The following is a 23854-nucleotide window of genomic DNA, read 5'->3' as shown; positions in this document are numbered from 1 at the left end:
AAAGCGTCTACTGACAAATGCTTTAGCTTTTAGTCAGTAGTGAGACGTGGCGCGTAAGCATTTTTAGACATAATTTTTTCCTCTTTTTTTCTTCTGCACTGCTCTTAATAGAAAGAAGTGTGTTCTTTCAAACTTTCCAAATAGCGTTCTTCGTAGTCATACAATGGTGTTGGATATTTGCCATCGAAGTAGGCCACACAAAGGCCACCATTTGGTGCATCTGTGTCAATTCCAATGGAATCAATCAAGCCATCGATAGACAAGTAAGTCAAGCTATCCGCACCAATGATTTCGCGTGTTTCCTCAACTGTATGGTTGGCGGCAATCAATTCTTTACGTGTTTGAATATCGATACCGTAAAAACATGGGTAGGCAAGAGCTGGGCTACCGATTGCCACGTGAACCTCAGTCGCCCCTGCTTCTTTCAAGAGTTGAACGATACGACGGGACGTTGTTCCACGAACAATGGAATCGTCAATCATGACCACACGTTTTCCTTTAACAACCCCTGATACGGCAGAGAGTTTCATACGAACTCCTTGCTCACGCAATTCTTGTGTTGGTTGAATAAAGGTACGTTGGGTGTATTGATTTTTAATCAAGCCCATTTCATTTGGCAAACCTGATTCTTCAGCAAATCCCATGGCCGCACTAAGTGATGAATTAGGCACACCAACCACAATATCCGCTTCATGCTTGAACTCACGTGCTAATTGAGCTCCCATACGTTTACGAGCCGTATGGACATTCACACCTTGAATATTTGAATCAGGACGAGCAAAGTATATATACTCCATCGAACAAACAGCCAATTGCGTATCTGTAGTATAGGTATCGTAAGTGATGCCATTATCATCGATGATAACAACCTCACCCGGATTTACATCACGAATCCATTCTGCACCAACCACTTCAAAAGCGCAGGTTTCAGATGAAACCACGATAGCACCGTTGGCCATCTTACCAAGAGAAAGTGGACGGAAGCCATTTGGATCCAAGGCTGCAATAAGCTTGTCCTCAAGCATGAGGAGGTAAGCAAATCCACCTTTAACAGTGTTCAAAGCTTCTTTCAACTTTCCCATGAAGGATGGGTTGTGGCTACGACGAATCAAGTGAGCTAATATTTCTGAATCAGAAGTTGAGCTAAAAATGGCCCCATTCTTCTCCAACTCATGTCTTAGTGACTCTGCATTAGTCAAATTCCCATTATGAGCAAGACCAAGCTGTCCATCGTGAAACTTAAACATGAATGGTTGAATATTGTCTACAGAAGCCTCACCAGCAGTCGCATAACGAACATGACCGATAGCAGCCGTACCAGTCAGCTTGTCTAAGTTGGCTGGATCACGGAAAACTTCTGAGAGAAGCCCCATATCACGATGACGCTTCAATTGACCCGCATCATTTGAGAGAATTCCTGCACCCTCTTGACCACGGTGTTGAAGACTGTGAAGTCCGAAATAAGTTAATTTGGCAGCATCCGGGTGACCCCAGATACCAAAAACACCACATTCTTCATTAAGAGATTTAACTTCGTATGTCATTTTATATACCTTTTATTTGTGATATTTTCCTTAGGTAACAAGAATGAGTGTAGCTATCCCTAGCGTCTCATTCTTCCAATTTGATCTCGATTTTGCAAAATTCTCAAGTTATCTAGGAATATCGCTACAGCGAAAAATATCATTACTAAGCGCGCTAAACTCGCTCTATTATTTTCCAGTGAAGTATTTAACCGCTGACGCAAAGAGGTGCTGATCTTTATTTCCTGGAATATTTTGGAAGAGACCATCTTCGAAACGTTCTGAGTGACCCATCTTACCAATAATTTGACCGTTCTTGCTTGTGATACCTTCAATAGCATTGACAGAACCATTTGGATTATATTTAGAATCCATGCTAGGTTTGCCTTCGAAGTCAACATATTGGGTAAAGATTTGACCATTGTCACGAAGCTCTGCAAATTCCTCAGCTGTCACGACAAATTTACCTTCACCATGTGATACTGGGATGGCATGGATGTCACCAACTTCTACTCCAGCAAGCCATGGTGAGTTCGTGTTGGCAATACGTGTTTCAACCATCTTAGCCACGTGTTGGTTGGCATCATTGTAGAAGAGGGTTGGACTCGTACTGCTTGCATCTTCAAAGCTACCATATGGAAGCAGACCTGATTTGACAAGAGCTTGGAACCCGTTACAGATACCGATAATCAAACCACCACGTTCTATAAAGCTATCAATGGCTGCACGTACTTTTTCATTGAGCAAGATGTTAACGATAAATTTAGCTGATCCATCTGGTTCATCCGCTGCTGAGAAGCCACCTGCAAAGAAGATAATGTTAGCTTTTTCGATATTGTCAACCATAGTGTCAACAGACTTGACAATAGCTTCTTCATTCAGTGTTACAAATGGTACCAAGTTGACTTTGGCACCTTCTTTTTCAAAGGCCTTAGCAGAGTCATACTCAGAGTTAGTCCCTGGGAATACTGGGATGTAAACCACTGGTGTCTCAACTGTTTCTTTAGCTTTGATCACAGCATCGGATGCTACAGCAGGTACTTCTTCTAGCTCAGTTGCTTGTGCAAATTCCGTTGGGTAAACCTCTTCCAATTTACCTTGGAAGGCACTGTCAAGTTTGTGTCCATCAAGCGTTACACCATTGACAGTAAGTGTAAAGTCAGCTGCTGTTTGTCCAATCTTGGCAACACCTGAAATTTCTTCCGGAGATGTGAAGACGAATCCACCCAATTGAGCTGTCAAAGCAGTCTCAAGATTTTCAAGGGTTACAGTGGCACCAATATGGTTACCAAATGTTGCAAGGGCAAGAGCTTCAACAACACCACCGTATTTGACAGCTGATGCAGATGTGACTTTATAATCAGCTTGGATGGCTTCAAACTTAGCAAAGTTAGACTTGATAAGATCAAAGTCAATTTCTTGTGCCAAAGCTTGACCTGGGATGTAATAGATATTTTCACCAGCAGCTTTAAATTCTGGAGAAAGGACCTTACGGCTGTCTGCTGTTGTCACACCAAAAGCAACCAAGGTTGGTGGTACCGTCAATTCTTCAAAGGTACCGGACATAGAGTCTTTACCACCGATAGATGGCAAACCAAGTTGAATCTGAGCTTCGATTGATCCAAGTAGAGCTGATACTGGTTGACCAAAACGCTCTGCTTGTTTATCCATACGCTCGAAGTATTCTTGATAAGAGAAACGAGCCTTAGACCAGTTTGCACCAGTAGCAACCAAACGAGCTGTTGCTTCGATTACTGCATAGGCAGCACCATGATATGGAGACCATTCTGCTACATAAGGGTTGAATCCTTGTGCCATAACAGAAGCAGTTGTTGTCACGCCGTATTGGACTGGCAATTTCTGTACAGAAGCTTCTGTTGGTGTAATTTGGTAGCGACCACCGAGTGGGTGATTAACTGTTGAACGACCAACTGAGCTATCAAAGATGGTTTGTAAACCTTTTTGACTGGCATGGTTAAGGTCAGCCAAGACTTCAAGAGTATCAGCCTCAAGGGTTTCAGCAGATGTTTGACGTTCTTCTGGAAGCTTGACATCCTTGTCAACCACCTTAGCATCTACAACCACACGTACACCGTTTGTATCAAGGAAACGACGTTCCAAATCAACGATGGTTTCGCCATTCCAGTGCATAACAAGATTTGGTTTTTCAGTCACTGTCGCAACGACAACAGCATCAATATTTTCTTTATTACATTCAGCAACGAAGGCGTCTACATCATCTGGACGAACCACTACAGCCATACGTTCCTGAGATTCAGAAATGGCAATTTCTGTACCGTTCAAGCCTTGGTATTTCAATGGCACTTTGTCTAGATCAATTTCAAGACCATCTGCCAATTCACCAATAGCCACGCAGACACCACCAGCACCAAAGTCATTTGATTTCTTGATAAGACGTGTTACTTCACCATTACGGAAAAGACGTTGAATCTTACGTTCTTCGATGGCATTCCCTTTTTGGACCTCAGCACCAGCTGTTTCAACAGATTCAACTGTTTGAACTTTAGAAGAACCTGTCGCACCACCGACACCGTCACGTCCAGTCTTACCACCGAGCAAGATAATCACATCACCTGCTTCAGGTTTTTCACGGACAACATTTTCCTTAGGAGCCGCACCGACAACGGCACCTAGCTCCATACGCTTAGCAACGAAACCTGGGTGGAAGTATTCACGAACATAAGTTGTTGCAAGACCAATTTGGTTGCCGTATGAAGAATAACCGTGAGCTGCTGTTTTAGAAATCACTTGTTGTGGCAATTTACCAGCACGTGTTTCAGCGATTGGTGTTGTAATATCACCAGCACCTGAGATACGCATGGCTTGGTAAACGTATGAACGACCTGACAATGGGTCACGAATGGCACCACCAATACAAGTAGCTGCTCCACCAAATGGTTCGATTTCAGTTGGGTGGTTGTGAGTTTCATTCTTGAACATGAGAAGCCATGGTTCTTTCACACCATCGACATCCACTTCAATTTCAACAGAGCAAGCATTGATTTCATCAGACACTTCCATGTCATCTAAACGGCCATTGGCACGCTCATAACGACCAAAAATAGTCGCCATATCCATCAAGGTTTGAGGTTTTTCCGTACGTCCCAACTCATCACGCATGGAGATATATTTGTCATAAGTCGCCTGCAATTGTTTTTGAAATTTAGAAGCTGAAAAGTCAATATTCTTCAACTCAGTCTCGAAAGTTGTGTGACGGCAGTGATCAGACCAGTAAGTATCCAAAACCTTAAGCTCAGTCTCAGTTGGCACACGACCAATAGACTTGAAGTAATCTTGAATGAATAGAAGGTCATCCACTTCCATTGCCAATCCTTGCTCTGCCTTATACTTAGCAAAATCTTCTGCCATATAAGTCTCAAAGAAATCCAAGCTTGGAATAGTCTTGTCAGACTCAGAGAAATCCTGTTTCGCAATGCCAACAGTGATATCTTTGAAACGAGAATCCACTGGGTTCAAGAGGTAGTTTTTGACAGCTTCCAACTCATTCGAATCAATATCCTTGTTAACCAAGTAAAGTTGTGCTGTGTTCACTGTTACATCGTTTGAACTACCAAGCAAAAGCAAAGCTTCTTGTGAAGATGCCGCACGTTGGTCAAATTGACCAGGCAAGCTTTCGATAGCAAAGAAAGCATACTTCTCAAGATCAGTCTTAACCACAGCTTCATCCCAAACAGTATCGGTTACTTGTTCAGAAAAGATATGTTTTTCCGCACGTGCAAACAAATCCTCTGCTAAATTAAAGACATCGTAAACTTGAACAATACGAAGATCATTCAAAGTTTTCAACTGAAGATTATGCTTTAATTCTTTTACTAAAGAGTGAGATTTCACACGAAAATCAGCTTTTTTCTCAACGAAAATACGTTTATCCATTTTATTTCCTTTATCTATTTCTACTTAAAGATTGTAGTGACGACCAAGTAAAACTTTACTTCAAGCTTTGCAATTTTTCCAATACAACTTCATACACATCTGTCAAGCTACCGAGATCACGACGGAAAACATCCTTGTCCATATGGTGTCCTTCCGCATCCCAAAGACGGCAGTTATCTGGTGAAAATTCATCTGCCAAGATAATCTTGCCATCCTTATCAAAACCAAACTCCAATTTGAAGTCAATCAAACGAAGACCAATTTGTGCAAACCAATCTTTCAGCAATTCATTGATACGGCGTGTTTCTTCCTTGATATAAGCAATTTGCTCATCATTGGCAATATCCAAAAACTTCACATGCTCATCATTGATGAATGGATCATCCAAATCATCGTTTTTGTAGTAAAATTCAACGATTGGAGTTTTCAATTCCAAACCTTCTTCAACACCGAATCGTTTTGAGAAAGAACCTGCAGTCACGTTACGAAGCACAACCTCCAAAGGAATGATAGTAACCTTCTTGTTGAGTTGTTCGGTGTCAGAAATACGTTCAATAAAGTGAGTAGCTACACCCGCAGCATTCAATTTTTCAAAAATAAGAGACGAAATCTGATTATTTAGCACACCTTTACCCTTAATAGTCTCCTTACGAGCACCATTAAGCATGGTTGCCTGGTCCTTATAGACCGACTTAATCACATTTTCGTCTTCTGTATTATAAATATCTTTAGCTTTCCCAGTATAAATCAGTTGGTTTGACATGGTATTGTTCGCCTTTCAAGTTTATTCATCTTAATTATACCACACGAAAAACCAAAAACAAACATATAGCAAACTTTATTTATCAATTAAATAAATAATGTTCGGTTTTATAGTGTTGCTTGGAGTTTTTTAATAAAAATGTATAGAAAAAAAGAGTGAGATAGTGCTAAATCAATGTAACTTTTAGCTTTTTATCTCACTCCAATAAAATGATAACCATGCAACATATGGTTGCTTCATTATTATATTCCTCTAGAATCTAACAACTAGAGTCTAATTTTCTTATTTATTATTCAATTACTCAGACAAATAGTCTAACAAATCTGATACCTTATCCATATGATCAATGGTATTATCAGAAATCTCTAGGGCAAACTCATCCTCCAAATTAATAATGAATTCCATAAGCTCTATTGAATCTACACCCAGGTCCTCTAATTTGGTAGCTTCGGTTAAAACAATATCCTCTCTACCCAATTGCTCTTGAATAACGAGCTGCATTTTCTGAAGAATTTCTACTCTACTCATCAGTTAGTCTCCTCTTCCGGGTCGAAAGCGTCAACTAGTTGCTCTACCACCTTAGTATCGAGCATCGTACGAACCTGCTTAATGGTATAGTAGACTGCTTTAGCATCACTAGATCCATGACATTTTACTACAGGAGCCTTGAGACCAAAAAGAACAGCCCCACCGGCACTTGAGTAATCCATCGTCTCTTTCATGCCTTTAAGTCTATCCTTCAAGAGGAAGGCACCTAATTTAGCTTTGAGACCACCATTCATTATGGCTGACTTAAGAGTCTTCATTGTGCCAAGTCCAGTTCCTTCAATTGCCTTAAGAACCGCATTTCCTGTAAAACCATCAGCCACTACCACATCAGCAGCTCCAGACATGATTTCACGCGCCTCGACATTACCAATGAAGTTAATGCTTGCTTCCTTGGATAAAAGCTCAAAAGCCTCCTTACGAAGACTATCCCCCTTTGTTTTCTCAGTCCCATTATTAAGTAGGCCTACACGAGGGTTGGCAATTCCACGTACATTTTTAGCATAGAAAGAGCCTAAAATAGCATATTGATGTAAGTGATTAGCTGTATTTTCAGCATTAGCTCCTAGATCAAGCATATCAAAGGGTTGACCAGTAAAACTTGGCATCGTTGACATAAGACCTGGTCGTTCAACTCCCTTAATACGTCCAACAACAAAAAGACCGGCAGCCAAAAGAGCACCTGTATTCCCTGCAGAGATTACAGCATCCGCTGCTTTATCCTTAACAGCTTGTGCACCCAAAACCATCGAAGCTTTCTTTTTCTTTCGAATTGCTTTAACGGGCTCATCATCCGAATTTATCTTTTCATCAGTATGAACAATGCTCACACGTTCATTCGCTGTCAAATAGTTTTTGATTTTAGCTTCGTCACCATAAAGCTGGATTTCAATATCTTTGAACTCTGCTAAAGCTTGGTTAACTCCCTCTACAATCGCTTGTGGCGCATTATCGCCACCCATAGCATCCACTGCAATTACATGCATAGCATTCTCCCTCTCATCCTCTGCTCTTAAACAATAGACATCCCTCGGTCACTATCCCTAGCAGAGTTTTTCAGCTTATTGTCCTCTTATTATAGCACGAACTGACCTGCATTTTAACCCCGGAAACTGAAAACCTCTACATTCCTGTTTCACGTGAAACAAAAAAAGATAATGCTTAATCAGCACTATCTTCTTTACTCATAATGTGACCCCAAGAATTTAGATTATCAATAAACTTCTTGCTTTTAAGATGAATCCCAACATAATTATCATAAAGCTCATCAATAAATTGTCGCAACCTTCGTTTCATATCATCCTTAACAGATATGCTTCTCAATTCTTCAAACGAAAGACCCTGAAAACGATCTAAAAGATAAGGCACATTAGGGTCCAAATGACTACGCCTTTCATCTTCTTCGTAATGATTGGGACAAAGTAAACCTGAGAACTTATACGAGAAATCAAAAGGAAGACCAACACGATGACAAAAGACACATTCATGAAAGTTCAATCGTACGCCAAAACGGTCCAAAACTTGAATCTCAAAGATATTAGTCAATATTTCATAATCTAAGCCCTCTTCCATTAACTCAAGGGTTTTCTCTAAAAATGCAAATAGTTGCGCATCTACCACACCGTCAGCAATAGCAGCATCAGTCAAGGCAGCTAAATAGGTCGCGTAAGACAGCTTAAAAATATCACTTGTAATTTCCTTAAAAGACTCTGCCTGACTATAATCCTCTATGAAAGATAAACCTTCATCATTTACAGTCATCATAAATTCAGCGATGTTTAAAGGTTGAATCACAGCACTCAATTTACCTGACCCACCACCTCTAACAAAAAACATCTGTTTACCAGCTTGTTCAGTAAAAATCTTAACCAGCTTATCATTCTCACGATAATTACGATTGAAGAGGACGAGCCCCCTACTCTCAAGCTTCTGCATGTTCTTCCATAAACTCTTTCAAACGAGTCATAGCTGTTTCAATAGTGTCCATGCTAGCTGCATACGACAAGCGAACATAGCCTTCGCCATATTTCCCAAAAGCAACGCCAGGAATAATAGCAATAGCTTTTTCACGAGCAAAGTCTTGACAGAACTTAAAGGAGTCTTGATTATATCCTTCTGGAATCTTAGCAAAGATGTAAAAGGCACCATCAGGTTTAATAATTTTGAAACCAAGTTCAGTCATTTTTTCAAGAATATAATCACGACGTTTCAAATACTCAACTTTCATTGGTTGTGCATCATCCTTACCAGCAGATAATGCTTCGATAGCTGCAAATTGTGCCATAGTAGCTGCAGCCGTCACCAAATACTGGTGACTCTTAATCAACTGAGCCGTCAAACTTGCTGGTGCAAAAATCAAACCAATACGCCATCCTGTCATCGCATGAGATTTCGACAAGCCGTTGATTAAAATAGTTTGCTCAGGCAAATATTCAGCAATAGAAACATGTTGATCTACATAAGTTAGTTCTGAATATACTTCATCACTAACAACAAAAATATCATATTTTTTCAGAACTTCAGCAAGATCTTCAATCTGTTGGCGTGAATAAGTCACACCTGTTGGGTTGGTTGGGTAGTTAAGTAAAACAGCCTTAAGCTTATTCCCTTGCTCTAAAATTGCCTTTTCTAACATCTCCGGTGTCAAAACAAAATCATTAGCTGTTGTATCAATTTCAACAATCTCAGCCCCAACTAGATTTGCAATTGGCTCATATCCTGGATAGGCTGGTGCAGGCAAAAGAATCGTATCACCTGGCTCCAAAATAGCTGTTAAAGTCGCAGAAAGAGCTTCTGTGGCCCCAATAGTTACCAAAATTTCATTATCTGGGTTATAAGTTAGATTGTATTTTTCCTTAACAAAATTCGCAGCAGCTTGACGCAAATCAGGAAGTCCAGCCATACCTGTATAGTGTGACTGGTTCGCATCAATCGCAGTTTTAGCTGCTTCTTTCACATGATCTGGAGTCGTAAAATCAGGTTCTCCAAGCGTCAACTTTTTAATACCTGGAACATCTGAAATTGATTGGTCAAACTGACGAATCATTGAGACTTCAATCTTATCTAAATTTTTATTAAAACGTTGTGTTAAATCCATCACAGTCACCTCTTTGCAATTATGCCTAACATTATATCAAAAACTCAAACGCATTTAAACACCAAAAAACTAGCCTAGGCTAGCTTTAAAGGCTCTATAATTTCTGTAGTGGGTAAAACCACTGTAGAGATTATAGAGCTTTTTAAGTGTACACAAAAAGTCCCATAAGAACTATAATGAAAAGCAACCAAACCATCATTAGGAAGAACTTATGAGACTTATTAAGAATACCACAGAACTAATCGGAATTAAAGACCAAAATATCAAGATTTCACTTGTTTTTGAAACTAACACTCATATCGAGATTCAAGCAAAACTTGATTACCCTGCACCATCATGCCCTCATTGCCATGGAATGATGATCAAGTACGACTTTCAAAGACCTTCTAAAATTCCTCTTCTCGAACAAGCGGGAACGCCGACACTGCTACGTCTGAAGAAACGTCGGTTTCAGTGTAAAAGTTGTAGGAGAATCACGGTGGCTAAGACATCAATCGTTGAGAAAAACTGCCAAATCTCAAATCTAGTCCGTCAAAAGGTCTCACAACTCCTAACTGAGAAGATGTCACTAACGGATATTGCCAGAATACTTCGTGTGTCGACATCCACTGTCTATCGTAAGCTTGACCAGTTTACTTTCAAGGAGCATTATGACAAGCTCCCAGCTGTTATGTCTTGGGATGAGTTTGGGTTCAAGAAAGGTGAGTTGGCTTTTGTGGCGCAAAACTATGAGACCAACAAACTCATAACCATCCTTGATAATCGCCGTCAAACCACGATTCGAAACCACTTTTTGAAGTACCCATTGAAAGTTCGACAAAAGGTACAGTTTATTACAATGGATATGTCAGGAGCCTATATCCCACTAGCTCGCAGACTTTTCCCAAACGCCGAAATCATTATTGATCGTTTCCACATCATCCAGCACCTTGGTCGAGCCTTTTTAAAGACAAGAATTGCGATTATGAACCAGTTTGATAAGAAGTCACTACCTTATCGAGCTTTAAAAAATCACTGGAGACTCAGCCGTAAGTTATCTTGTAAATCATTTCACTCAAAGACCTTTGGTCAAACCTTAATTCCACATGAAGTCGTTAAGAAGACACTGAATTTCTCAGAAGAACTCGCTAATTATTATAACCTCTATCAGCTCTTGCTGTTTCACTTTCAGGAGAAGAGGGGGGATGATTTTTTTGAACTCATAGAGGAGAATATAAGCAAGGCCAATCATTACTTCAAAACAGTCTTTAGGACTTTTCTTAAACATAAACAATACATCAAAAACGCACTAGAAACGGACTATTCAAACGCAAAACTGGAGGCAACTAATAAATTGATCAAAGACATCAAACGGTTGGGCTTCGGTTTTAGAAACTTCATCAACTTTAAGAAACGTGTCTTCATCACTCTAAACATACATAAAAAGAGGACCTATCCGGTCCTCTCAAGATGTTAGCTTTTCGTCGCCCACTACAGTTGACAAAAAACCGCTTTAATCTATTTATGACTCATTTCGAACAATGGTGACAATGGGCGTTTTTCATGAATACGAATGATTGCTTCAGAAATCAAATCAGCAATAGAAATTTGTTCAATCTTATCAATCAAACGCTCTTCTGGAAGATAAATCGTGTCAAGCACAACAAGCTTTTCAATAGCAGATTTTTGAATATTATCAAGAGCTGGACCTGACAATACAGGGTGAGTACACGATGCAAAGACATGAGTTGCACCAGCTTCAGCAAGTGCATCCGCTGCATGACAGATGGTACCCGCAGTATCAATCATATCATCAATCAAGATACATGTTTTCCCTTCAACATTACCAATGATATTCATAACCTCAGAAGTGTTCATTTTATCAACACTACGACGTTTATCAATGATAGCGATTGGTGTTTTCAAACATTGAGCAAGTTTACGCGCACGAGTAACACCACCATGATCTGGAGAAACAACAACCACATCATCACCCATAAGACCAGCACGATCAAAATAATCTGCGATAAGAGGCGCTCCCATCAAATGATCTACTGGGATATCAAAGAATCCTTGGATTTGAGAAGCATGAAGGTCAACTGTCAAAAGACGGTCAACACCTGCAACCTCGAGCATATTAGCAACCAACTTAGATGTGATTGGTTCACGTGAACGTGCCTTTCGATCTTGACGTGCATATCCATAATAAGGCATAACAACACTGATTGTCTCAGCGCTAGCACGTTTTAGCGCATCAACCATAATCAAGATTTCCATCAAGTTATCATTTACAGGAGAGCTTGTAGATTGAAGAATAAAAACGTGATGACCACGAATAGACTCTTCAATATTAACTTGAATCTCGCCATCTGAAAATTCACGAACACTTGATTTTCCAAGTTCAATACCAATTTTATCAGCAACTTTTGCTGCTAATTCTTGGTTAGACGACAAAGCAAATAACTTTAAATTCGTATAAGACATGATTTCCTCCAAAATATCTACTAAACCATTCTACCTTTTTTTAAGTTGATTTTCAACGCCAAATAAATGGTGTCACATGAACTTAACAAGGATAAAAATATTTCCCCTTAGTCTAGATTTTTTTCATACACCATTATTTTCCCAGGCTGAAGATATTATTTATACCTTGAATATACAATATAAGTGCACAATAAAAACTCATAAGATTTTCTAGTAAAATAGAATTGAACGAACTAGTTACGAAAGGAAATCTTATGAGCTATCATCATTTTTTCATAGACGAGCGTGAAAGTATTCTCATTTACCGTACGCAAGGCCTAAATTTTTCTCAAATTGCTAAGTTATTTCATCGTCATCCGTCTAGTATTAGTCGTGAATGGAAGCGACATCTAAAAGAAGGAAGCTATTCTCCAAGTCATGCACAGAAATCCTACTATATTGCTAAATCACACTATGGGCGGAAACGCATGCTTGAAATAGATCACAATTTAAGCAATACCGTCAAACATTTATTTCTCGATTACCAATAGTCTCCTGAAGAAATAGAAGGTCAGTTGAGATTAGAGTATGGGAAAACTGTTATTAGTTATCAAACAATCTATAGATCCATTTACAGAGGGCATTTTGATGATAACTCACTATCTCATGTAAAAATTGAAGTCTATTTTCCTGATCCCCATACTCCATGGCAACGAGGGACTAATGAGAATACGTATGGACTACTAAGAGAATATTTTCCAAAAGGAAGTGATTTAACATTGGTTGATGTGCAGGCTATTCAGCTGTGGGAGAACAAACTTAATAATAGGGCACGAAAATGTTTTAACAGGAAGACACCTTATGAAGTATTCTATGGGGAAAGTATACACTTAATTTGACAATTCAAGATAAAATAAAAGGCTCTATAATTTCTGTAGTGGGTAAAACCACTGTAGAGATTATGGAGCTTTTTGAATGCAGACAAAAAGTCCCATAAGAACTATAATGAAAAGCAACCAAACCATCATTAGGAAGAACTTATGAGACTTATTAAGAATACCACAGAATTAATCGGAATTAAAGACCCTAACATCATTATTTCTCTTGTTTTTGAAACGGATACTCATATCGAGGTTCAAGCAAAACTGGATTATCCTGCACCACCATGCCCTCATTGCCATGGAAAGATGATCAAGTACGACTTTCAAAAAACTTCTAAAATTCCTCTTCTCGAACAAGCGGGAACGCCGACACTACTATGTCTGAAAAAACGTCGTTTCCAGTGCAAAAGTTGTAAGAGAGTAACGGTGGCTGAGACATCAATCGTTGAGAAAAACTGCCAAATCTCCAATCTAGTCCGACAAAAGGTTACACAACTCCTAACTGAGAAGGTGTCACTAACTGATATTGCCAGAAGACTTCATGTGTCGACGTCCACTGTCTATCGTAAGCTTGACCAGTTCACTTTCAAGAAACATTATGACAAACTCCCAGCTATAATGTCCTGGGATGAGTTTGGGTTCAAGAAAGGGGAATTAGCTTTTGTTGCTCAGAACTATGAGACAAACAAACTCATAACTATCCTTGATAATCGCCGTCAAACCACTATACGAAACTACTTTTTGAAGTATCCATTGAAAGCTCGACAAAAGGTGCAGTTTATCACGATGGATATGTCTGGGGCTTATATTCCACTAGCCAAAAAACTTTTCCCAAACGCTAAAATCGTTCTTGATCGTTTCCACATTATCCAGCACCTTGGTAGAGCATTTTTAAAGACTAGAATTGCAACCATGAACCAGTTCGATAAGAAGTCACTACCTTATCGAGCTTTAAAAAATCACTGGAAACTCTTCCAAAAGGACAGCCGTAAGTTATATTGTAAATCATTTCACTAGAAGACCTTTGGTCAAACCTTAACTCCACATGAAGTTGTTGAGAAGACATTGAATTTCTCAGAGAAACTCGCTAATTATTATAACCTCTATCAGCTCTTGCTTTTTCACTTTCAGGAGAAGAGAGTAGATGAGTTCTTTGAGCTGATAGAGGAAAATAGAAGCAAAGTCAATCACTATTTTCAAACGGTCTTTAGAACTTTTCTTAGACACAAACAATACATCCAAAATGCACTAGAAACAGACTATTCAAACGCAAAACTGGAAGCTACCAACAAGTTGATTAAAGACATCAAACGGTTGGGCTTCGGTTTTAGAAACTTTATTAACTTTAGGAAGCGTGTTTTCATCACTCTGAACATACAAAAAGAGAAAACCTATCAGGTTCTCTCTAGATGTTAGCTTTTCGTCACCCACTACAGTTGACAAACATACTAAGATTAGTAGTGAAGAAATCTCCGACGGGAGAGAGTACTCACTACTTTTTCTTTATGTTAAAGTAGTGGTGTCTTGTAAAGTCGTAGGGCTCTATGGCGCTAGACGTCGCTTGACAAACTGGCAAGACACCTTGTTTTAGGTGGAGTTTGATCAAAGTATGTAGGACGCTAAACGTCGCGTATTGAAAATAAAATCACTAAAACATGGAATTATTCAAGACAAAAGAGGTAATGTCATGCGTGCAGTATTTGGAATTGATGTCAGTAAAACAAGTTCTGAGGTGGCCATTTTAGTCAATGGTGAGAAGGTTCATGGCTACACCATACTCAATGATACCATTGGATTCAATCGCCTGTTGGGCGACTTGAAAACTGTTCATAACCCTGAGATTATATTTGAGGCTACAGGCGTCTATTCTCGACGTCTTCAAGCCTTTCTTGAGGAATATAGTTACGCTTACACACGGCTAAATCCACTGGAAGCTAAGAAGCAATTGGACAGTCTGCGAGTTCGTAAAACAGATAAAATTGACGCTGAAAAGCTGGCTAAATCTCAGCTTGTGCACAATCGTAAACCAACTTACGTGCAGGAAGAAGTTTATCAACACCTGCGTGATTTAAGCCGTTTCTATCAAAATATGACAGAAGATCTTGTTCGAACTAAAAACCGTCTGCACAAGGTCCTACAAGTCACATTTCCTGAATTGGAAAATCTATTATCCACACCTACTGGAGAGCAATATTGGAACTTAGTGATGGCTTTTCCATGCAAAGAGTTTGTATTAAGCCTATCTCAAAGTAACTTGTGTGAGATTATCCGTCAATCTACCTCCAAACGCATCTCTGAAAAGCGTATTGCTTACCTAACTGATAAACTTATAAAACTCGCTAAACAATCTTTTTGTGCGGTCAAGAAAACCTCTCCAATGCTTGAAGAGGTTCGTTACTATGCTCAAGAGTTGCTTCGTCTTTCTGAACGCAGACAAGTTGTCTTAAACGACATGGTAGCTCTAGCTCAGCCTTTACCAGAGTATGACATCTTACGGTCAATTCCTGGCATCGCAGAAACCACAGCGACATCTATCATTGGCAAATTGGGAGATATTCGTCGCCTTCAGTCTACCAATCAAATCAACGCTTTTATTGGCATTGACCTGAGACACTATGAATCTGGGAACTTTCTCGCCAAGGAACACATCACTAAACGAGGGAATCCCTATGCCAGAAAAATCTTGTTCAAGTGCATTCACAACATCGCTTCAGCTAGTCATACCAATCCCTGCCATATCGCTGACTTTTATGAGAAACGAAAAAGACAATCGACAATAGCTTCAACTAAGCCACATACGATTGCCTCTATACATCGTCTCATTCGAACAATGTATTACCTCATTACGCATAACAAACTTTATGATTACTCTTTGGCCTAAAATCGATAAGGCTGTCTATGCCGTATTATTGTAACACCTTGTTTCAAAAAATACCAGATGAGGTGTTTTTTTAGCATGCCCATTTATAGATCAAAAAGTGTTAAAAATAAGACAGTAACCTCAGAATAGATACTGTCTTATCTCTTTTTTTACTTAAAGCCTTGATAGACTTGACAAATGGTAGAAAAGAGCCAAATAAAAACGATTCGAGAATAGCCGAATCGCCTTTTTGTATTCATTATGGGTAAATATAGTATACAGAACCACCATGAGCTGAAGATGTTGGATCAAATGTACCACGGTAGTTACCGATTGACATGTTACCAGCATAGTTTGATTCCATAACTTGAATTGAATTTGCACCTGATGCTGATGTTACGTAAGCTACGTGACCATAACCACCACCATCATTTGGCCAAACTGCAATTGCTCCGGCTACAGGAGTTGTACCAACTGAGTGGCCAGCTGCTTGTGCGCTAGCAATCCAGTTTTTAGCATTACCCCAGTAATTACCAACCCATGAAGCTAATGATTTAGCACCCCAAGTACATTGACCAACAGGATATGTATTAGGAGTTGAGGCAGCTGATACTTTAGGCGTTTCAGCTGCTGGAGCTGGTGCTTCTGAAGCTGCAGGTGCTTGACTTGCTGGTGCTTCTGAAGTTGCTACAGGTGCTTCGCTAGCAGGAGCTGGTGCTTCTGAAGCTACTGGAGCAGCTGATTCTAGTTGTGCTTCAGATGTTGCTGGAGCAGTAGGCGCTTGAGTAGTTTCTGAAGTTGCTGATGAAACAGGTTCTTGTGCTGCTTCTGAGGATGTTGCTGTTTCTGAAACAGTAGCTTCTGAAGTTGCTGCCGCCTCTGATTGAGCTACAAATGCTGCCGCTTCTGAAGAAGCTACTGCTTGTGCTGCTGCCTCTGATTCTGCAATTGCTTGAGACTGAGCAACTGATGCTGCAGTTGAAGCTGCCACTGCTTCTGCAGTTGATTTAGCAGAAACAAGTGATGTTTTTTCATCTTGAGCTGTAGCCAATTCTGCAGCCAAAGCAACTTGTGCTGCTTCTAGTTCTGCTTGTTGAGTTGTCAAACCAGCTTCTGTAGTTTCAAGTTCTGCTTTATTAGTTGCAATCTCATTAATAGCAGCTTGGTTTTCTTCTTGTTTTGCAGCAAGCTCTTTTTGATCAGACTCTTGTTTTGTCAACATGTCATTATTAGCTGTAACAACTTTTGAAATAGCTGTGATACGAGTAATAGCTTCAGAGATTGACTTAGAGTTCAAGATAGAGTTGATGTAGCTAGTCGCAGTATTATTTTGTTGAGCACTACGAGCTTGTTTCGCCAAAGAATCTTGACGAGCTACAATTTTACTTGATAATTCTTGAATTTCAGATTCCAAATCTGCTGATACTTTTTCAAGTTCAGCATTTTTAGTTTCCAATTCTGATTTTTGTGTTCTAAGTGTAGATACTTGAGATTGGATTGTAGCAACTTGCGCTTGTGCAGTCTCTTGTTGAGAAGCAAGGTTACTAATTGCGTTATCTGCAGCAACGATTTGTGAATCATAATCCTCTGCATGTACTGATGCAGCTGCTGATAAGGTTACACCACTTACCAACACTGCTGAAAGAATACGTTTTTTCATAATATAAAATACTACTCCTTTTCGATAAGACTCATTAATTGTATCAAAAAATGGCACAAAATTTGTTACGCTAATATTACAGTTTTATTTAAATCTATCAACTGACAGATACAAAAATAATTTTTCGACAATAGGTTTGATCAAAATAAAAATTAAAAGATTAAACACTAGACTAGGACTGAGTTGATAGATAATAAAATCACTAATAGACTCATTTGTGAAGCCATAATATAAGGCAAAACCAAAATTTATAGTATCAAAGAAAAATAAGAATAAAAAGGCCAGTAAACAATCAACATAAGCATTTCTCTTAACAAACCGCAATAGTTGAGCTAATAGATAAGATAAAAGTGGGAGAGTTATAATTACTATACCGACTGTTTTGAAATAATATGTATCATATAGAAATCCTAAACAAACAAGGTATAGAAATGAAAAATTATTAGGACGGCTAAGAGTTAAGATGGACATATAGATAATAAAGAGATGGGACGATAGAAATAATTCTGGAGAAAAATAATGGTTAAGTAGCATCGAAATATGACCATCCCATAGAAAAGGAATAATACTCAACAAGAATGGAATAGCAGAAAACTTGAAAAACTTCATATTACTTACCATCTCCAACAAGAGTAACATAAGAAATTTTATCAAAATCAGCATAAGGTTTAACTAAAATCGTACGATTCCCTTCATAATCAATCACAGATTCAACCGTACCAATTGGGACATTTTTTACTGAAACTTCATCCAGGCCGCTTGTTACCACTTCAGAACCAACCTTAACATCAGAAGATGAATTTAGCTGACTCATTTCCAAAAGCTTCTTTTTATTATCATAACTTGATATAATTCCAAAAATCTGACTTTCATCCTCACCTTTTACACTAGAAGCAATATAAGAATCATTTGAGCTATTAGAGAGTAAAGAAATAGTTGTGCTATGATCATAAATTTTAGTTATAAAACCAATTACTCCACCATTAGAAGTTGCCAACATAGACTTACTAACATTCTTAGACTTTCCAACATTAATCGTTAATTCCTTCAACCAAGTAACAGATGGGCGCATTGAAACCTCAGCAGTAATTACATTATTACGACTAAGTTTATCTGAAAGATTTAAAGAAGCTCTCAAAGAGTCATTTTCTTCTTGTAAATTAGAGATGACAGCAGATTGATTTTCTACAGTAGATAATGATTTCTTTAAATCTCGATTCTCAGAATAGGTTGACAAAAAATCAGAAATAACATCATGAGATTTTTCTAATGCAATAAATGGAAGAGAAATAACAGAATCTACTTTAGACACAACACCCGAGACATTAGAAGAAACATCCTTGGACAATTTATTATTTGTAAAAACAAAAGAAAAAAGCATTACAAAAAATAGAATAAGAAGAAACGCGTATAGAAGAAATCGATAAAAACTATTTTTCATTTTGCCACCTCTATAAAAAAGAAAACGAATTATCTAAAAGATAATTCGTCATAATACGGAGAATGGGGGATTCGAACCCCCGCGCCAGTTACCCGACCTAACGATTTAGCAAACCGTCCTCTTCAGCCTCTTGAGTAATTCTCCAATATGGGCACGAGTGGAATCGAACCACCGACCTCACGCTTATCAGGCGTGCGCTCTAACCATCTGAGCTACGCGCCCAAGCTAAATGCTTGGATATTTGTTTCCAAATAAAGCGGGTGACGAGAATCGAACTCGCGACAACAGCTTGGAAGGCTGTAGTTTTACCACTAAACTACACCCGCTTAACAACAAAATGGCGCGAGACGGAATCGAACCGCCGACACATGGAGCTTCAATCCATTGCTCTACCAACTGAGCTACCGAGCCAAATTGCGGGAGCAGGATTTGAACCTACGACCTTCGGGTTATGAGCCCGACGAGCTACCTAGCTGCTCCATCCCGCGTTAATTATAAGGAGGATGTGGGATTCGAACCCACGCACGCTTTTACACGCCTGACGGTTTTCAAGACCGTTCCCTTCAACCGGACTTGGGTAATCCTCCAAATATTATTAAATAATATATGGACCTTGTAGGACTCGAACCTACGACCGCTCGGTTATGAGCCGAGTGCTCTAACCAGTTGAGCTAAAGGTCCAAGTAATCCATATATAGCGGCGAAGGGGATCGAACCCCCGACCTCCCGGGTATGAACCGGACGCTCTAGCCAGCTGAGCTACACCGCCATAAATCGGGAAGACAGGATTCGAACCTGCGACCCCTTGGTCCCAAACCAAGTGCTCTACCAAGCTGAGCTACTTCCCGATAAAATGCACCCTAGAGGAGTCGAACCTCTAACCGCCTGATTCGTAGTCAGGTACTCTATCCAGTTGAGCTAAGGGTGCTTATTATTAAATTATGCCGAGGACCGGAATCGAACCGGTACGAAAGTTTCCTTTCGCAGGATTTTAAGTCCTGTGCGTCTGCCAGTTCCGCCACCCCGGCTCCTCAAGCGAACGACGGGATTCGAACCCGCGACCCCCACCTTGGCAAGGTGATGTTCTACCACTGAACTACGTTCGCGTTTTATGCCGGCTACATGACTTGAACACGCGACCCTCTGATTACAAATCAGATGCTCTACCAACTGAGCTAAGCCGGCTAACTTTTTCTAATGCGGGTGAAGGGACTTGAACCCCCACGCCGTTAAGCGCCAGATCCTAAATCTGGTGCGTCTGCCAATTCCGCCACACCCGCATATATGACCCGTACTGGGCTCGAACCAGTGACCCATTGATTAAAAGTCAATTGCTCTACCAACTGAGCTAACGAGTCTCAAATATTTCTACTTGAACGGTCCCGACGGGAATCGAACCCGCGATCTTCGCCGTGACAGGGCGACGTGATAACCGCTACACCACGGGACCTATGGGAGTTAACGGGATCGAACCGCTGACCCTCTGCTTGTAAGGCAGATGCTCTCCCAGCTGAGCTAAACTCCCTTTGTGCTAAGCAACTACCGTATCTAACAGGGGGCAACCCCCAACTACATCAGGCGTACTAGGGCTTAACTTCTGTGTTCGGCATGGGAACAGGTGTATCTCCTAGGCTATCGTCACTTAACTCTGAGTATTCTCAACTCAAAATTGAATATCTATACTGTATCAAGAAACCAAATCGTTGTCAATATGTCTCAGTTACTTTCTTTGGATAAGTCCTCGAGCTATTAGTATTAGTCCGCTACATGTGTCACCACACTTCCACTTCTAACCTATCAACCTGATCATCTCTCAGGGCTCTTACTGATATAAAATCATGGGAAATCTCATCTTGAGGTGGGCTTCACACTTAGATGCTTTCAGCGTTTATCCCTTCCCTACATAGCTACCCAGCGATGCTCTTGGCAGAACAACTGGTACACCAGCGGTAAGTCCACTCTGGTCCTCTCGTACTAGGAGCAGATCCTCTCAAATTTCCTACGCCCGCGACGGATAGGGACCGAACTGTCTCACGACGTTCTGAACCCAGCTCGCGTGCCGCTTTAATGGGCGAACAGCCCAACCCTTGGGACCGACTACAGCCCCAGGATGCGACGAGCCGACATCGAGGTGCCAAACCTCCCCGTCGATGTGAACTCTTGGGGGAGATAAGCCTGTTATCCCCAGGGTAGCTTTTATCCGTTGAGCGATGGCCCTTCCATACGGAACCACCGGATCACTAAGCCCGACTTTCGTCCCTGCTCGAGTTGTAGCTCTCGCAGTCAAGCTCCCTTATACCTTTACACTCTGCGAATGATTTCCAACCATTCTGAGGGAACCTTTGGGCGCCTCCGTTACCTTTTAGGAGGCGACCGCCCCAGTCAAACTGCCCGTCAGACACTGTCTCCGATAGGGATAACCTATCTGGGTTAGAGTAGCCATAACACAAGGGTAGTATCCCAACAACGCCTCACTCGAAACTGGCGTCCCGAGGTCATAGGCTCCTACCTATCCTGTACATGTGGTACAGATACTCAATATCAAACTGCAGTAAAGCTCCATGGGGTCTTTCCGTCCTGTCGCGGGTAACCTGCATCTTCACAGGTACTAAAATTTCACCGAGTCTCTCGTTGAGACAGTGCCCAAATCATTACGCCTTTCGTGCGGGTCGGAACTTACCCGACAAGGAATTTCGCTACCTTAGGACCGTTATAGTTACGGCCGCCGTTTACTGGGGCTTCAATTCATACCTTCGCTTACGCTAAGCACTCCTCTTAACCTTCCAGCACCGGGCAGGCGTCACCCCCTATACATCATCTTACGATTTAGCAGAGAGCTGTGTTTTTGATAAACAGTTGCTTGGGCCTATTCACTGCGGCTGACCATCAGTCAGCGCCCCTTCTCCCGAAGTTACGGGGCCATTTTGCCGAGTTCCTTAACGAGAGTTCTCTCGCTCACCTGAGGCTACTCGCCTCGACTACCTGTGTCGGTTTGCGGTACGGGTAGAGTATAATTAACGCTAGAAGCTTTTCTCGGCAGTGTGACATCACTAACTTCGCTACTAAACTTCGCTCCCCATCACAGCTCAATGTTAGAGATATAAGCATTTGACTCATATCACACCTCACTGCTTGGCCAGACACTTCCAATCGTCTGGTTTAGTTAGCCTACTGCGTCCCTCCATCACTATATACTCTAGTACAGGAATATCAACCTGTTGTCCATCGGATACACCTTTCGGTCTCTCCTTAGGTCCCGACTAACCCAGGGCGGACGAGCCTTCCCCTGGAAACCTTAGTCTTACGGTGGACAGGATTCTCACCTGTCTTTCGCTACTCATACCGGCATTCTCACTTCTATGCGCTCCAGCACTCCTCACGGTACACCTTCTTCGCACATAGAACGCTCTCCTACCATACCTATAAAGGTATCCACAGCTTCGGTAATATGTTTTAGCCCCGGTACATTTTCGGCGCAGGGTCACTCGACTAGTGAGCTATTACGCACTCTTTGAATGAATAGCTGCTTCTAAGCTAACATCCTAGTTGTCTGTGCAACCCCACATCCTTTTCCACTTAACATATATTTTGGGACCTTAGCTGGTGGTCTGGGCTGTTTCCCTTTCGACTACGGATCTTAGCACTCGCAGTCTGACTGCCGATTATATCTCATTGGCATTCGGAGTTTATCTGAGATTGGTAATCCGGGATGGACCCCTCACCCAAACAGTGCTCTACCTCCAAGAGACTTAACATCGACGCTAGCCCTAAAGCTATTTCGGAGAGAACCAGCTATCTCCAAGTTCGTTTGGAATTTCTCCGCTACCCACAAGTCATCCAAGCACTTTTCAACGTGCCCTGGTTCGGTCCTCCAGTGAGTTTTACCTCACCTTCAACCTGCTCATGGGTAGGTCACATGGTTTCGGGTCTACGACATGATACTAATGCGCCCTATTAAGACTCGGTTTCCCTACGGCTCCGTCTCTTCAACTTAACCTCGCATCATATCGTAACTCGCCGGTTCATTCTACAAAAGGCACGCTCTCACCCATTAACGGGCTCGAACTTGTTGTAGGCACACGGTTTCAGGTTCTATTTCACTCCCCTCCCGGGGTGCTTTTCACCTTTCCCTCACGGTACTGGTTCACTATCGGTCACTAGAGAGTATTTAGGGTTGGGAGATGGTCCTCCCAGATTCCGACGAGATTTCTCGTGTCTCGCCGTACTCAGGATACTGCTAGGTATAAAGACTATTTCGAATACGAGGCTATTACTCTCTTTGGCCTACCTTCCCAGGTAGTTCTTCTATAATCTTTAAGTCCACGTTGCAGTCCTACAACCCCGAAGAGTAAACTCTTCGGTTTGCCCTCTTGCCGTTTCGCTCGCCGCTACTAAGGCAATCGCTTTTGCTTTCTCTTCCTGCAGCTACTTAGATGTTTCAGTTCACTGCGTCTTCCTCTACATTACCTTAACAGTAATGAGTGACAGGCATTACCTGCCGGGTTCCCCCATTCGGACATCTCTGGATCATTGCTCACTTACAGCTCCCCAAAGCATTTCGTTGTTAGTCACGTCCTTCATCGGCTTCTAGTGCCAAGGCATCCACCGTGCGCCCTTATTAACTTAACCTTATTTTGGCCTTTCGACCTAACTCATTAAATATTCACAGCGTTTCGGTTTATTTTCTTGTTACTATCTATATGTAATTACTTACATATGGAATTTG

At 40.9% G+C, this 23854-nt stretch carries 13 protein-coding genes, 17 tRNA genes, 2 rRNA genes and 3 pseudogenes; 5 read left to right on the top strand and 30 right to left on the bottom strand.

Annotation, left to right across the window (positions count from 1 at the left end; translation table 11 throughout):
* Nucleotides 1–104 precede the first annotated feature (104 nt).
* The 7 genes from purF to EL076_RS00235 form a co-directional block, all read right to left on the bottom strand.
* Nucleotides 105–1544, bottom strand: coding sequence for an amidophosphoribosyltransferase (gene purF, locus EL076_RS00265; protein ID WP_126428875.1), 1440 nt, complete (start codon nucleotides 1542–1544; stop codon nucleotides 105–107).
* Nucleotides 1545–1712: 168 nt separating this feature from the next.
* A complete protein-coding gene (locus EL076_RS00260) occupies nucleotides 1713–5438 on the bottom strand; it encodes a phosphoribosylformylglycinamidine synthase (RefSeq protein WP_126428873.1) in 3726 nt (1241 codons plus the stop codon).
* A 55-nt stretch (nucleotides 5439–5493) separates the two neighbouring features.
* Nucleotides 5494–6201, bottom strand: a complete 708-nt coding sequence (gene purC / locus EL076_RS00255) for a phosphoribosylaminoimidazolesuccinocarboxamide synthase (protein ID WP_126428871.1) — start codon at nucleotides 6199–6201, stop codon at nucleotides 5494–5496.
* Between the two features lie 297 nt (nucleotides 6202–6498).
* Entirely contained in the window at nucleotides 6499–6729 is a 231-nt protein-coding gene (locus EL076_RS00250) for a phosphopantetheine-binding protein (RefSeq protein ID WP_126428869.1), read from the bottom strand.
* The gene (gene plsX, locus EL076_RS00245) at nucleotides 6729–7733 is read right to left on the bottom strand and encodes a phosphate acyltransferase PlsX (RefSeq protein WP_126428867.1); all 1005 of its coding nucleotides are present in this window, start codon (nucleotides 7731–7733) and stop codon (nucleotides 6729–6731) included. The genes EL076_RS00250 and plsX overlap by 1 nt, the downstream gene beginning before the upstream one ends.
* Nucleotides 7734–7908: 175 nt before the next feature.
* A complete protein-coding gene (recO, locus tag EL076_RS00240) occupies nucleotides 7909–8682 on the bottom strand; it encodes a DNA repair protein RecO (RefSeq protein WP_126428865.1) in 774 nt (257 codons plus the stop codon).
* The gene (locus EL076_RS00235; protein ID WP_003098238.1) at nucleotides 8669–9844 is read right to left on the bottom strand and encodes a pyridoxal phosphate-dependent aminotransferase; all 1176 of its coding nucleotides are present in this window, start codon (nucleotides 9842–9844) and stop codon (nucleotides 8669–8671) included. Before EL076_RS00235 ends, recO begins: the two co-directional genes overlap by 14 nt.
* A 211-nt stretch (nucleotides 9845–10055) precedes the next feature.
* On the opposite strand from EL076_RS00235, the pseudogene EL076_RS00230 reads away from it, so the two are divergent.
* Nucleotides 10056–11290 (top strand): annotated as a pseudogene (locus tag EL076_RS00230) (ISL3 family transposase); the annotation flags it as partial.
* Nucleotides 11291–11341: 51 nt separating this feature from the next.
* Here the strand turns inward: EL076_RS00230 and EL076_RS00225 are convergent.
* On the bottom strand, nucleotides 11342–12307 hold the full coding sequence (locus EL076_RS00225; protein WP_003091847.1) for a ribose-phosphate diphosphokinase: 966 nt from the start codon (nucleotides 12305–12307) through the stop codon (nucleotides 11342–11344).
* A gap of 254 nt (nucleotides 12308–12561) precedes the next feature.
* Here EL076_RS00225 and EL076_RS10125 point away from each other — a divergent pair, with 254 nt between their 5' ends.
* From EL076_RS10125 to EL076_RS00205, 4 genes and pseudogenes are all read left to right on the top strand, one after another.
* Nucleotides 12562–12837, top strand: coding sequence for a helix-turn-helix domain-containing protein (locus EL076_RS10125; RefSeq protein ID WP_232009650.1), 276 nt, complete (start codon nucleotides 12562–12564; stop codon nucleotides 12835–12837).
* A gap of 123 nt (nucleotides 12838–12960) precedes the next feature.
* A pseudogene (locus tag EL076_RS10530) lies at nucleotides 12961–13185 on the top strand (transposase); the annotation flags it as partial.
* A 141-nt stretch (nucleotides 13186–13326) separates the two neighbouring features.
* A pseudogene (locus EL076_RS00215) lies at nucleotides 13327–14576 on the top strand (ISL3 family transposase).
* Between the two features lie 278 nt (nucleotides 14577–14854).
* Nucleotides 14855–16048, top strand: a complete 1194-nt coding sequence (locus EL076_RS00205; protein ID WP_126428863.1) for an IS110 family RNA-guided transposase — start codon at nucleotides 14855–14857, stop codon at nucleotides 16046–16048.
* A gap of 238 nt (nucleotides 16049–16286) precedes the next feature.
* Here the strand turns inward: EL076_RS00205 and EL076_RS00200 are convergent, their stop codons facing one another.
* The 22 genes from EL076_RS00200 to EL076_RS00095 form a co-directional block, all read right to left on the bottom strand.
* Entirely contained in the window at nucleotides 16287–17687 is a 1401-nt protein-coding gene (locus tag EL076_RS00200) for a PcsB-like coiled-coil domain-containing protein (protein WP_003091848.1), read from the bottom strand.
* Nucleotides 17688–17771: 84 nt separating this feature from the next.
* Nucleotides 17772–18296, bottom strand: a complete 525-nt coding sequence (mreD, locus tag EL076_RS00195; protein WP_126428861.1) for a rod shape-determining protein MreD — start codon at nucleotides 18294–18296, stop codon at nucleotides 17772–17774.
* A gap of 1 nt (nucleotide 18297) precedes the next feature.
* Complete coding sequence (gene mreC, locus EL076_RS00190; RefSeq protein WP_039976005.1) at nucleotides 18298–19128, bottom strand: rod shape-determining protein MreC; 831 nt, start codon at nucleotides 19126–19128, stop codon at nucleotides 18298–18300.
* Nucleotides 19129–19184: 56 nt separating this feature from the next.
* Nucleotides 19185–19272, bottom strand: a tRNA-Ser gene (locus tag EL076_RS00185).
* Between the two features lie 4 nt (nucleotides 19273–19276).
* Nucleotides 19277–19350 (bottom strand) — tRNA-Ile (locus EL076_RS00180).
* Between the two features lie 33 nt (nucleotides 19351–19383).
* Nucleotides 19384–19454: transfer RNA gene (locus EL076_RS00175), tRNA-Gly, on the bottom strand.
* 12 nt (nucleotides 19455–19466) lie between these two features.
* Nucleotides 19467–19539, bottom strand: a tRNA-Phe gene (locus EL076_RS00170).
* 3 nt (nucleotides 19540–19542) lie between these two features.
* A tRNA-Met gene (locus EL076_RS00165) sits at nucleotides 19543–19616 on the bottom strand.
* 9 nt (nucleotides 19617–19625) lie between these two features.
* Nucleotides 19626–19715: transfer RNA gene (locus EL076_RS00160), tRNA-Ser, on the bottom strand.
* A 20-nt stretch (nucleotides 19716–19735) separates the two neighbouring features.
* Nucleotides 19736–19809, bottom strand: a tRNA-Ile gene (locus EL076_RS00155).
* A 14-nt stretch (nucleotides 19810–19823) separates the two neighbouring features.
* Nucleotides 19824–19897: transfer RNA gene (locus tag EL076_RS00150), tRNA-Met, on the bottom strand.
* Nucleotides 19898–19902: 5 nt separating this feature from the next.
* Nucleotides 19903–19976 (bottom strand) — tRNA-Pro (locus EL076_RS00145).
* A gap of 6 nt (nucleotides 19977–19982) precedes the next feature.
* A tRNA-Arg gene (locus tag EL076_RS00140) sits at nucleotides 19983–20056 on the bottom strand.
* 14 nt (nucleotides 20057–20070) lie between these two features.
* Nucleotides 20071–20156 (bottom strand) — tRNA-Leu (locus EL076_RS00135).
* 6 nt (nucleotides 20157–20162) lie between these two features.
* A tRNA-Gly gene (locus tag EL076_RS00130) sits at nucleotides 20163–20234 on the bottom strand.
* A 6-nt stretch (nucleotides 20235–20240) separates the two neighbouring features.
* Nucleotides 20241–20313 (bottom strand) — tRNA-Thr (locus EL076_RS00125).
* Between the two features lie 13 nt (nucleotides 20314–20326).
* Nucleotides 20327–20408: transfer RNA gene (locus EL076_RS00120), tRNA-Leu, on the bottom strand.
* Nucleotides 20409–20413: 5 nt separating this feature from the next.
* Nucleotides 20414–20486 (bottom strand) — tRNA-Lys (locus tag EL076_RS00115).
* A gap of 19 nt (nucleotides 20487–20505) precedes the next feature.
* Nucleotides 20506–20578 (bottom strand) — tRNA-Asp (locus EL076_RS00110).
* A 2-nt stretch (nucleotides 20579–20580) separates the two neighbouring features.
* Nucleotides 20581–20653 (bottom strand) — tRNA-Val (locus tag EL076_RS00105).
* Between the two features lie 5 nt (nucleotides 20654–20658).
* A 5S ribosomal RNA gene (gene rrf, locus EL076_RS00100) occupies nucleotides 20659–20774 on the bottom strand.
* A gap of 83 nt (nucleotides 20775–20857) precedes the next feature.
* A 23S ribosomal RNA gene (locus tag EL076_RS00095) occupies nucleotides 20858–23757 on the bottom strand.
* Between the last annotated feature and the right edge of the window lie 97 nt (nucleotides 23758–23854).

Origin of the sequence: Streptococcus vestibularis (genome assembly GCF_900636445.1) — a bacterium.
GTDB lineage: Bacteria > Bacillota > Bacilli > Lactobacillales > Streptococcaceae > Streptococcus > Streptococcus vestibularis.
Note: the sequence above shows the minus strand (reverse complement) of the source record. Positions and strands in the feature narration are given on the sequence as shown.

Bases quoted from the DNA above. Each gene is read 5' to 3' on its own strand.
- purF (WP_126428875.1), bottom strand. From the start codon at position 1,544: ATGACATACGAAGTTAAATCTCTTAATGAAGAATGTGGTGTTTTTGGT.
- EL076_RS00260 (WP_126428873.1), bottom strand. From the start codon at position 5,438: ATGGATAAACGTATTTTCGTTGAGAAAAAAGCTGATTTTCGTGTGAAA.
- purC (WP_126428871.1), bottom strand. From the start codon at position 6,201: ATGTCAAACCAACTGATTTATACTGGGAAAGCTAAAGATATTTATAAT.
- EL076_RS00250 (WP_126428869.1), bottom strand. From the start codon at position 6,729: ATGAGTAGAGTAGAAATTCTTCAGAAAATGCAGCTCGTTATTCAAGAG.
- plsX (WP_126428867.1), bottom strand. From the start codon at position 7,733: ATGCATGTAATTGCAGTGGATGCTATGGGTGGCGATAATGCGCCACAA.
- recO (WP_126428865.1), bottom strand. From the start codon at position 8,682: ATGCAGAAGCTTGAGAGTAGGGGGCTCGTCCTCTTCAATCGTAATTAT.
- EL076_RS00235 (WP_003098238.1), bottom strand. From the start codon at position 9,844: ATGGATTTAACACAACGTTTTAATAAAAATTTAGATAAGATTGAAGTC.
- EL076_RS00225 (WP_003091847.1), bottom strand. From the start codon at position 12,307: ATGTCTTATACGAATTTAAAGTTATTTGCTTTGTCGTCTAACCAAGAA.
- EL076_RS10125 (WP_232009650.1), top strand. From the start codon at position 12,562: ATGAGCTATCATCATTTTTTCATAGACGAGCGTGAAAGTATTCTCATT.
- EL076_RS00205 (WP_126428863.1), top strand. From the start codon at position 14,855: ATGCGTGCAGTATTTGGAATTGATGTCAGTAAAACAAGTTCTGAGGTG.
- EL076_RS00200 (WP_003091848.1), bottom strand. From the start codon at position 17,687: ATGAAAAAACGTATTCTTTCAGCAGTGTTGGTAAGTGGTGTAACCTTA.
- mreD (WP_126428861.1), bottom strand. From the start codon at position 18,296: ATGAAGTTTTTCAAGTTTTCTGCTATTCCATTCTTGTTGAGTATTATT.
- mreC (WP_039976005.1), bottom strand. From the start codon at position 19,128: ATGAAAAATAGTTTTTATCGATTTCTTCTATACGCGTTTCTTCTTATT.